Origin of the sequence: Mycobacterium sp. (assembly GCF_049683935.1) — a bacterium.
GTDB lineage: Bacteria > Actinomycetota > Actinomycetes > Mycobacteriales > Mycobacteriaceae > Mycobacterium.
Genome location: NZ_JBAUJR010000038.1, coordinates 1 through 9,537, shown reverse-complemented (window position 1 = coordinate 9,537; position 9,537 = coordinate 1). Strand labels below are relative to the sequence as shown.

Genomic DNA, 9,537 nt, shown 5'->3' with positions numbered 1-9,537 from the left:
CTACATCGCCATTCCCAGCCAGGCGCTGGCGTACAAGATCGGCGCGCTGAAAATCCAGGAACTGCGCGAACGGGCCGAGGCCGGACTGGGCGGGGCAGCAGATCCCGGGGACGGCGGACCCGTGGGCACGGCGCTGCGGGAGGCCACCGAGGAGACCGGCATCGACGTGGGCCGGCTGCATCCGCTGGCAACCCTGGAACGGATGTTCATCCCGCCATCGGGCTTCCACGTCGTGCCCGTGCTCGCGTACTCGGCGGATCCGGGTCCGGTGGCCGTCGTCGACGCGTCCGAGACCGCACTGGTCGCGCGGGTTCCGGTGCGGGCATTCGTCAATCCGGAGAACCGGATCATGGTGTATCGCAGCGAGAACACCCGGCGAATGGCCGGACCGGCGTTCCTGCTCAACGAGATGCTCGTGTGGGGATTCACCGGGCAGGTCATCGCGGCGATGCTCGACGTCGCGGGGTGGTCGACCCCGTGGGACACCGACGACGTGCGGGAACTCAGCGACGCAATGGCGCTGCTGGACGCCGAGGGCAGCTACGGTGATGCCCAACTATGACATCGTCACAATGGCTGGACATAGCCATCCTCGCCGTTGCGTTCATCGCCGCCGTCTCGGGCTGGCGGTCAGGTGCGCCCGGATCGCTGCTGGCCCTGGTCGGGGTGGTCCTCGGCGCGGTCGCGGGGGTGCTGCTCGCCCCGCACGTGGTCGACCACATCAGCGGCCCCCGTACCAAGCTGTTCGTGACTCTGTTCCTGATCCTGGCGCTGGTCGTCATCGGCGAGATCGCCGGTGTGGTGCTCGGAAGGGCGGTGCGCGGCGCGATCCGCAACCCGACGCTGCGCATCTTCGACTCGGTGGTCGGCGTGGCGCTGCAACTGGTTCTGGTGCTGACCGCCTCCTGGCTGCTGGGCACTGCGCTGACGTCCTCTCCGCAGCCCAACCTCGCCGCCGCCGTCCGCGGTTCGAAGGTGATCGCCGAGGTCGACGCGGTGGCGCCGAGCTGGCTCCGGTCGGTGCCCAATCGGCTCTCCGCCCTGTGGGACACCGCCGGGCTGCACGACGTCCTGAAACCGTTCGGCCCCACCGAGGTCGCCGCGATCGACCCGCCCGACGCGTCGCTGAGCGACTCGGCAGTCGTCGGCGCGACGCGGCCGAGCGTGGTGAAGGTCCGCGGTGTCGCGCAGAGCTGCCAGAAAGTGCTCGAGGGCAGCGGGTTCGTCGTCGCCCCGAACCGGGTGATGTCCAATGCCCACGTCGTCGCCGGTTCGGAGAGCGTGACCATCGAGGTCGACGGCCAGACCTACGACGCGGGCGTGGTCTCCTACGACCCCGACGCCGACATCTCGATCCTCGACGTGCCCAACCTGCCGTCGGCGCCGCTGCAGTTCGCCGAGGGGGAGGCTCCTGCGGGCACCGACGGCATCGTGATGGGGTATCCCGGCGGCGGTGAGTTCACGGCCACGCCGTCGCGCGTCCGGGAGATCATCGAGCTCAACGGTCCCGACATCTATCGCACCACCACGGTCACCCGCGAGGTGTACACCATCAGAGGGACTGTGCGCCAAGGAAATTCGGGTGGCCCGATGATAAATCGCGGCGGCAAGGTGCTCGGGGTGGTCTTCGGTGCGGCGGTCGACGACGTCGACACCGGGTTCGTGCTCACCGCCGATGAGGTGGCACGGCAGATGGCCAGAGTGGGCAATGTGGAGCGGGTGCCCACCGGCACCTGCATCAGCTAGCCGTAGACCTGCGTCAGGAACCGGGACAGCTGCTCGTTGACGGCCTCGGGCGCCTCCTCGTGCGCGAAGTGGCCGGCGCCGCCGATCGACACGTAGCGCCCGTGCGGTGCGTAGCGCTGGGTTCGGCGCACCGGATCCGCCAGCACGTAGGGGTCGGCGTCGCCGCGCAGATGCAACAGGGGAACCGACAGCGGCCGCTTCATCGACTGCATGAAGCGCCGTCCCTCGTTGCGCAGCTGGCTGCGTACCGCCCAGCGCTGATACTCCAGTGCCGAGTGTGCCGCCGACGGAATCTGGATTGCCTGCCGCAGGTGCCCGATGGTCTCCGAGAAGTCCTCGCTCGCCAGCCATTTGGCACTGGCACGACTACGGACCAGCCGCTCGAGCTCGGCGCCGCCGTGCCGGGTCAGCGCGCGTTCCGGCCACACGGGCATCTGATAGCGCAACATCCACGGCAACAACGCCCTGCCCTGATCACGGCGCCGCAACACGGAGGTGCGCAGCGCAGCGGGGTGCGGCGAGCTGACCACCGCGATCGCGTGGACCGCCCTGGGGTGCAGCACTGCGGTCGCCCAGCAGACAAGGCCCCCGTCGGCGTGACCCACCAAGGTGGCCGAGGTGTGCCCCAGGGCGCGGACCAGGCCCGCCGTGTCCCCGGCCAGCGTCCACCCGTCGTAGCCGCGGGGAGGTTTGTCGCTGCTGCCGTATCCGCGCAGGTCGACTGCCACCACCCGGGCGCCGGTCAGCCCCTTCAACTGGTGTCGCCAGGACCACCAGAACGACCCGAAGCCGTGCAGCAGGATGACCAGTGGTCGGTCCGTCAGCGCAGTCGACCGGTCATCGGGGTTCGTCCGGCGCTCGGCCTCGACCACGTGGAACCGAATCCCGTTGGCGTGCACGTCCAAATGGCGCCACGGCCCGCCGATGCGTACCACCGACGGATCGGGCGGGGCCATTACCAGCCTGACGGGTCAGCGGTCGACGCCGGCTTACCGTCGGTGGTGGCCAGTGCTTTGGTGGCCCGGTCGTGTCCGGGACTCAGCGCTTCGGGGATCTCCTTGACCGACTCGATCGTCTTCTGCGGGCCGCGGATCCTTCGCACCTTCAGATAGCCGAGCAGCGCCAGGACCCCGGTCACCACGACCATGATCCCGAACACGATGAGGAACGCCGCCCAGCGCCACAGCCAACTGTCCAACAATTCCGCGAGGAAGAAGAAGAAGAAGAACGTCGAGTAGAACAGCACCACGAGCGCCAGGATGAAGAAGACGCTGCCCGTCAGGCCTTTCTTGACGTCACGAGTGATCTCCGCCTTGGCCAGCTCCACCTCGGCGCGCACCAGGGTCGACACCTGTGACGTCGCATCCTTGACCAGATCGCCGATCGACGGATCGGGCTTCACCGCGTGGGGGTCCACCAGCGGTATCGAGGTCACGGTGGTCGGCACGCCGTTCTTGCGGTCGCTCACGGAAGCTTCCTTCCCCATCTGGCTGTCAGGTCGCGGTTTGATATCGCGGTTCATGTTGCCACGTGGCGTCGCGCTAAACGATTCCGCGGTGACGATAGACTGCGCGGGTTCCTGTATGGCGGGTCGGGCTTGTCGATTGGAAGTGTCTCTTGAGGTCCAGCGGCCAGCCTGGTGTCCTGAGCCTGACTCATCGTGCCGTGATGGTGGTGGCGACCGCGGCGCTGATGGTGGGCGTGGCGGCTCCCGCCCACGCCGATGCCCCAGTGCCCCTCGGTGGTGGCTCCGGCCTGGTCGTCGACGGCGAGACCCTGTGCACGTTGACCGCCATCGGCACCGACAATCGCGGCAGCCTGATCGGTTTCACCTCCGCGCACTGCGGTGGTCCGGGCGCGGTGGTGGCCGCCGAGGGAGCCGAGAACGCGGGTGTCGTCGGCACGATGGTCGCCGGCAACGACGGTCTGGACTACGCGGTCATCCAGTTCGACCCGGCCAAGGTCACCCCTGTCAGTTCCGTGAACGGCTTCCGCATCGACGGGCTCGGCCCGGATCCCACATTCGGTGATGTCGCCTGCAAGCTCGGACGGACCACCGGCTACTCGTGCGGCGTCACCTGGGGGCCCGGAGAGCAACCCGGCACCATCGTCAACCAGGTCTGCGGCCAACCCGGGGACTCCGGCGCGCCGGTCACGGTCAACAACCGGCTCGTCGGGATGATCCACGGGGCGTTCTCCGAAGAGCTGCCGACGTGCGTCATCAAGTTCATCCCGCTGCACACCCCGGCGGTGACCATGTCGTTCAACACCCAGCTTGCCGACATCACCGCCAAGGGCCGGCCGGGCAGCGGCTTCGTGCCGGTAGGGGCCGGCTGACCGTCCGAGGAACGAAGACGGCTACTTGCTGGCGCGGATCGCCTCGAACACGCTGGGGTCGACCAGGGTCGAGGTGTCACCGAGTTCGCGGCCCTCGGCCACGTCACGTAGCAACCGGCGCATGATCTTGCCGCTGCGGGTCTTCGGCAGTTCCGGCACCACGTGGATCTCCCGCGGCTTGGCGATCGGCGAGATCTCGCGCGCCACCTCGGCGCGCAGTTCGTCGACCATGTTCTCGGCGCCGCCGTGGGCACTGGACTTGAGGATGACGAACGCACAGATGGCCTGACCGGTCTGCTCGTCGGTGGCACCGACGACAGCGGCCTCGGCCACCCCGGAGTGGCCGACGAGGGCGGATTCCACCTCGGCAGTGGAGATCCGGTGTCCGGAGATGTTCATGACGTCGTCGATACGTCCGAGAATCCAGATCTCGCCGTCACTGCCGTACCGGGCGCCGTCACCGGCGAAATACCAGCCCTGCTTGGCGAACCGCGACCAGTAGGTCTCGATGAACCGCTCCGGATCACCCCAGATGCCGCGCAGCATCGCCGGCCACGGCTTGTCGAGGACCAGATAACCGGTGACATGCTCGCCGTGATCGGGGCTGGGCTCGAGTTCGTTGCCGTCGTCGTCGACGATCTTGGCGGAGATGCCCGGCAGTGGACGCATCGCCGAGCCGGGCTTGCAGGCGGTCACCCCGGGCAGCGGCGAGATCATCGCTGCGCCGGTCTCGGTCTGCCACCAGGTGTCGACGATCGGCGTCTTCTCGCCACCGAAGGCCATCCGGTACCAGCGCCACGCCTCGGGGTTGATCGGCTCGCCGACCGACCCGAGGAGCCGCAGGCTGGACAGGTCGTGCTCGGCGGGTAGCTGCCGACCCCACTTCATGAATGTGCGCACGACAGTGGGGGCGGTGTAATAGATTGTGACACCGTACTTTTCGATCACCTGGAAGTGCCGGTGCTCATCGGGGGAGGCCGGTGTTCCCTCGTAGACGACCTGGGTGACGCCGTTCGACAGCGGCCCGTAGACGATGTAGGTGTGCCCGGTGACCCAGCCGATGTCGGCGGTGCACCAGTACACGTCCTTGTCCGGCTTGACGTCGAACACGTTGTAGTGGGTGTAGGAGGCCTGGGTCAGGTAGCCACCGGAGGTGTGCATGATGCCCTTGGGCTTTCCGGTGGTGCCCGAGGTGTACAGCAGGTAGAGCGGGTGCTCGGAATCGAACGCTTCGGGGGTGTGCTCGGTCGAGGCCTTCGGGACGGTCTCGTCCCACCACAGGTCGCGCCCCTCGGTCCACGGCACGTCGATTCCGGTGCGCCGCACCACGAGTACGTGTTCGACCGGGCTGTCGTCACCGAGGCCCTCGATCGCCTCGTCCACCCCGGGCTTCAACGGAGCCGGCTTGCCGCGGCGGAACTGCCCGTCGGAGGTGATGACCAACTTGGCCTGGGCATCGTCGATTCGTGCCTTCAACGCCGAGGCGGAGAACCCGGCGAACACCACCGAGTGCATGGCACCCAGTCGCGCGCAGGCCAGCATCGCGATGATGGCCTCAGGGACCATCGGCATGTAGATGGCGACCCGGTCGCCGGATTCCAGCCCCAGTCCGGCGAGGGTGTTGGCAGCCTGGCAGACCTCGTCCTGCAGTTGGGCGTAGGTGATGTCGCGGGCGTCGCCGACCGGTTCGCCCTCCCAGTGGATCGCGACCCGGTCGCCGTTGCCGGCCTCGACATGGCGGTCCACGCAGTTGTAGGCCACGTTGAGCTTGCCGCCGACGAACCACTTGGCGAAGGGCGCCTCAGACCAGTCGAGCACCTCGGTGAACGGGGTCTCCCAGCTCAGGCGGTTGGCCTGGGTTGCCCAGAACTCCAACCGGTCTGACTCCGCCTGGTCGTACATCGCCTCGGTCGCATTGGCCTCGGCGGCGAATTCAGCGGACGGAGGATAGGAAGTCTGGGCTTCCACTGGCGTCTCGGTCATGACTGTGAGGGTAGTCACCCGAAGTGGCGTCGTCGTCAGCAACTCACACGTGGGGCTGCAGGCGGCACCGTTGGAGCGACGAGCGTCACAAATCACGGGTCCAGCGGTAGCGTCTGCGTGGTCGGCTAGCGTGGGTGGGTGTGACGGCCGGGACCTCGAAGCACTCCGCCGGCGGAGACCCGCTGGCCCCTCTGGCGCAGCTACCCGGAGTCGCGCAGGCCGGTGATGAGGCGCGCGAGGCGCTGGGCAAGGCACATCGGCATCGCACCAACCTGCGCGGCTGGCCGAAGACAGCAGCCGAGGCAGCACTGCGGGCCGCGCGGGCATCCTCGGTGCTCGACGGCGGTCCTCTGCAGTTCTCCACGGACGGATCCGAGGAAGCCCGCCGGGATCCGGTCCTCGCCGGAGCGTTGCGGGTGGCCGAGGCGCTCGAAGGTGGTGAAGGTGCCCTCGTCGGTGTGTGGCGGCGCGCGCCGCTGCAGGCCATCGCCAGGTTGCACTCGCTGGCCGCTACGGATCTGGTTGATGGTGCAGAGCTGGGGCGGCCGCGCGCCGACGTCGGTGTGGGACGCCGACTCGAGTTGCTCGCCGACGTGGTGACCGGCCAGACCCGCGTGCCGGCGACAGTCCTGGCCGGCGTGGTACACGGGGAACTGCTCACGCTGGCGCCGTTCGGCAGCGCCGACGGTGTGGTGGCCCGCGCGGTGTCGCGGTTGGTGACGATCGCCAGTGGGCTGGACCCGCACGGTCTCGGCGTTCCCGAAGTGCACTGGATGAGTCGCTCCGGCGACTACCGGGCCGCGGCGCGGGGATTCGCGTCGGGCACCCCCGAGGGCCTGGCGGCGTGGTTGGTGCTCAGCAACGAAGCACTGCGCGCCGGGGCACGGGAGGCGTTGTCCATCGCCACCTCGACGACCACATGACCCGGCAAAGGAGCGCCGCCAGCAAAGCATGAAGCGGGCGACGCCCCGAAGTAATTCGAAAGTACTTCGGTTCGCCGCCCGCTAGCACGGATTCCGGTTACCAAGCGTGCTCGTTGGGGTTGCGTGGGTGGCCTCGGCGTTCTTGCGAACCGCTACGACTGTGGACCCCACCCAAAGGGCTGACATATCGTTCGATTTTCGCAATTCCGCAGGCCCGCAACGCTTCTACCTATTTCGCGGTATGTGCTCCGCGTGGGTTCCGGGATCCGTGCTGGGTAACCGAGATCGGGAGGTCGAACCTTCTCTTCCGGTTCGACCTTGGCCTCACCCGGCTTCCGTGCTTCCTTTGTACTACGTGACCTCAGTCACAGCAAGGGTCAATTGGCCCGCGATCCCGGATCGTTACGCCCGGGGCGCTGGCAACTGCGCGAAGGTTCCCGTCAGAACGCGTAGCGGCGGAGCAGCGTGTAGGTGAGTGCGCCGGCGGCGAGGGCGCTCACTCCGACAGCCGCCGTGGTGGCCACGGCGGCACCCGACGGGGCGGGAAGCCGGTCCCGCAGCGACACCGGCTTGGAGAACGTCTGCACGGGCCATCCGCGCGAACCGGCCTCCTTGCGCAGCGCGCGATCCGGGTTCACCACCGTGGGATGGCCCACAGCTTCGAGCATCGGCAGATCGGTGACCGAGTCGGAGTAGGCGTAGCAATGCTCGAGTGCGTAACCCTCACGCGCGGCGAGCGCACGGATGGCCTCGACCTTGCCCTCCCCGTAGCAGTAGAACGCGATCTCGCCGGTGTACTTGCCGTCCTCGACGACCATCCTGGTGGCCATCGCGTGGGTGGCGCCGAGCGCCCGGGCGATCGGTGCCACGATCTCCTCCCCGGACGCCGACACCACGACGACATCGCGACCGCACAGTTTGTGGTCGGCGATGAGTTCGGCCGCCTCGGCGAAGACCAGCGGATCGACGATGTCGTGCAGCGTCTCACCCACGATCGACTTGACCTGTTCGACGTCCCATCCGGTGCACATGTTCGTCAGATAGGAGCGCATCCGGTCCATCTGATCGTGGTCGGCGCCCGACATCAGAAAGAGGAATTGTGCGTACGACGACTTCAGAACTGAGCGGCGATTGATTAGCCCTTGGCTGAAGAACGGTTTGCTGAAAGCCAAGGTGCTCGATTTTGCGATCACGGTTTTGTCAAGATCGAAGAAGGCCGCGGTGCGAACGTTGCGATCCGTTGAAGCGGGCGACTCGGGCGCTGCGCCACCCCCTGCCGCCGGGTCGGGTGAGGTCACAACGCCAGCATAGGGGGGATCTGCGTAACAAATTGCGGCGGATCGTACAAAATGGCAGTTCACGACACGTGTCTGTGACTGTTATTTTTCCCGGTCGGAGGCGACTTCTCCGCGTTTCGGTACTTGCGCCAGCCCACTCCGCCGTGTGTATAGTGGGAATCACTCGGCTTCGGCCGGGTGTGCATCAGCCCGACCCCCCGGGGCTGATACACGACGACCTCCGCCTCCTCCCCCCCTGGCGGGGGTCGTCCCTTTTGTGGGGTGTTTTCGCAAAGCGGATAGATTTCGCGAAGTCCAAAAAGTTGCGGAACGTCGTTTTCGTCACAGCCGCCGCCGGGTGATTAGTCCCCAAATTCGGTTTGGTCCACAGTTTGCAACCGCGCTCTTTCCCGACCCTGCGCAGACGCCGACGCTGGAGCCATGACGACCGCCGCAGGGATTCTGACTGTGATCGCCGACCCGGTGCTCAACGCCGACATCGATCGTGTTGTCGCTGCTGCGGGCCTGAATGTCGTGCGGACCAGTGATCCTTCGAGTCGAAGGGTGTGGACGAGCGCCGCGGCGATTCTTCTCGACGTCGACGCCGCCCGGCGCTGCGCGAGACGTGGTCTGCCCCGCCGCGGCCGGGTCCTGCTGATCAGCCGCTCAGCCCCTGGTCCGGCCGAGTGGGAGGCCGCTGTTGCTGTCGGCGCGCAACAAGTTGTGATTTTGCCCACACACGACCGCGAGCTGATGGCGGCCCTCTCCGACGCCACGGAAGCGTCGCTGGAGGCCGCCGCACGCGGGGCCGTTGTGGCCGTCCTTGCAGGTCGGGGCGGGGCAGGGGCATCGGTGTTCGCCACTGCGCTGGCCCAGTCGACCTCACAGGCACTCCTGGTGGACGGCGATCCGTGGGGAGGTGGGCTCGATCTGGTGCTCGGAAGTGAGACCGAGCCGGGGCTGCGCTGGCCCGACCTTTCGTCGGCCGGGGGCCGGCTGAGCTTTACGGCACTGCGTGACGCGCTGCCCGGACGCGCCGGGGTCAGCGTGCTGTCGGGCAGTCGGATGTTGTCTGGTGGTCCCGCCAGCAACGAAGTCGGCGTGCTCACGCTCGGGGCGGTGATCGACGCCGGAAGCCGCGCAGGGGTGACGGTGGTGTGCGATGTGGCCCGGCAACCGACGCCTGCCGCCGAGACCGCCTTGGCCGCTGCGGATCTGATGGTGCTGGTGACCACGGCGGATCTGCGTTCCTGCGCGGCCTCCGCCGCAGT

At 67.6% G+C, this 9,537-nt stretch carries 9 protein-coding genes; 5 read left to right on the top strand and 4 right to left on the bottom strand.

Annotated features, from left to right (window positions below; all coding sequences use genetic code 11):
• Both WA965_RS02340 and marP read left to right on the top strand, forming a co-directional pair.
• Nucleotides 1-562: NUDIX domain-containing protein (locus tag WA965_RS02340; RefSeq protein ID WP_526446999.1), on the top strand; the 562-nt coding region annotated here is incomplete at its 5' end.
• The gene (gene marP, locus WA965_RS02335) at nucleotides 559-1,746 is read left to right on the top strand and encodes an acid resistance serine protease MarP (protein ID WP_526301728.1); all 1,188 of its coding nucleotides are present in this window, start codon (nucleotides 559-561) and stop codon (nucleotides 1,744-1,746) included. The genes WA965_RS02340 and marP, both read left to right, overlap by 4 nt.
• Here marP and WA965_RS02330 read toward each other — a convergent pair.
• Both WA965_RS02330 and WA965_RS02325 read right to left on the bottom strand, forming a co-directional pair.
• Nucleotides 1,743-2,702 (bottom strand): alpha/beta fold hydrolase, encoded by a 960-nt coding sequence (locus tag WA965_RS02330; RefSeq protein WP_526301730.1) that lies wholly within the window; start codon nucleotides 2,700-2,702, stop codon nucleotides 1,743-1,745. The genes marP and WA965_RS02330 overlap by 4 nt on opposite strands.
• Nucleotides 2,702-3,232: a phage holin family protein gene (locus WA965_RS02325; RefSeq protein ID WP_526301744.1), complete on the bottom strand. Its 531-nt coding sequence runs from the start codon at nucleotides 3,230-3,232 to the stop codon at nucleotides 2,702-2,704. Before WA965_RS02325 ends, WA965_RS02330 begins: the two co-directional genes overlap by 1 nt.
• A gap of 182 nt (nucleotides 3,233-3,414) precedes the next feature.
• On the opposite strand from WA965_RS02325, the gene WA965_RS02320 reads away from it, so the two are divergent.
• On the top strand, nucleotides 3,415-4,083 hold the full coding sequence (locus tag WA965_RS02320; RefSeq protein ID WP_526301732.1) for a S1 family peptidase: 669 nt from the start codon (nucleotides 3,415-3,417) through the stop codon (nucleotides 4,081-4,083).
• Between the two features lie 21 nt (nucleotides 4,084-4,104).
• Here WA965_RS02320 and acs read toward each other — a convergent pair whose 3' ends face one another.
• Nucleotides 4,105-6,066 (bottom strand): acetate--CoA ligase, encoded by a 1,962-nt coding sequence (gene acs, locus WA965_RS02315; protein WP_526301734.1) that lies wholly within the window; start codon nucleotides 6,064-6,066, stop codon nucleotides 4,105-4,107.
• 140 nt (nucleotides 6,067-6,206) lie between these two features.
• On the opposite strand from acs, the gene WA965_RS02310 reads away from it, so the two are divergent.
• A complete protein-coding gene (locus tag WA965_RS02310) occupies nucleotides 6,207-6,989 on the top strand; it encodes an oxidoreductase (protein ID WP_526301736.1) in 783 nt (260 codons plus the stop codon).
• A 440-nt stretch (nucleotides 6,990-7,429) separates the two neighbouring features.
• Here WA965_RS02310 and WA965_RS02305 read toward each other — a convergent pair whose 3' ends face one another.
• On the bottom strand, nucleotides 7,430-8,287 hold the full coding sequence (locus WA965_RS02305) for an HAD-IB family hydrolase (RefSeq protein ID WP_526301738.1): 858 nt from the start codon (nucleotides 8,285-8,287) through the stop codon (nucleotides 7,430-7,432).
• 420 nt (nucleotides 8,288-8,707) lie between these two features.
• Here WA965_RS02305 and ssd point away from each other — a divergent pair.
• On the top strand, nucleotides 8,708-9,537 hold an 830-nt coding region (gene ssd / locus WA965_RS02300; protein WP_526446997.1), incomplete at its 3' end, for a septum site-determining protein Ssd.

Coding starts and splice junctions, on each gene's coding strand:
- marP (WP_526301728.1), top strand. CDS start 559: ATGACATCGTCACAATGGCTGGACATAGCCATCCTCGCCGTTGCGTTC.
- WA965_RS02325 (WP_526301744.1), bottom strand. CDS start 3,232: ATGGGGAAGGAAGCTTCCGTGAGCGACCGCAAGAACGGCGTGCCGACC.
- acs (WP_526301734.1), bottom strand. CDS start 6,066: ATGACCGAGACGCCAGTGGAAGCCCAGACTTCCTATCCTCCGTCCGCT.
- WA965_RS02320 (WP_526301732.1), top strand. CDS start 3,415: ATGGTGGTGGCGACCGCGGCGCTGATGGTGGGCGTGGCGGCTCCCGCC.
- WA965_RS02330 (WP_526301730.1), bottom strand. CDS start 2,702: ATGGCCCCGCCCGATCCGTCGGTGGTACGCATCGGCGGGCCGTGGCGC.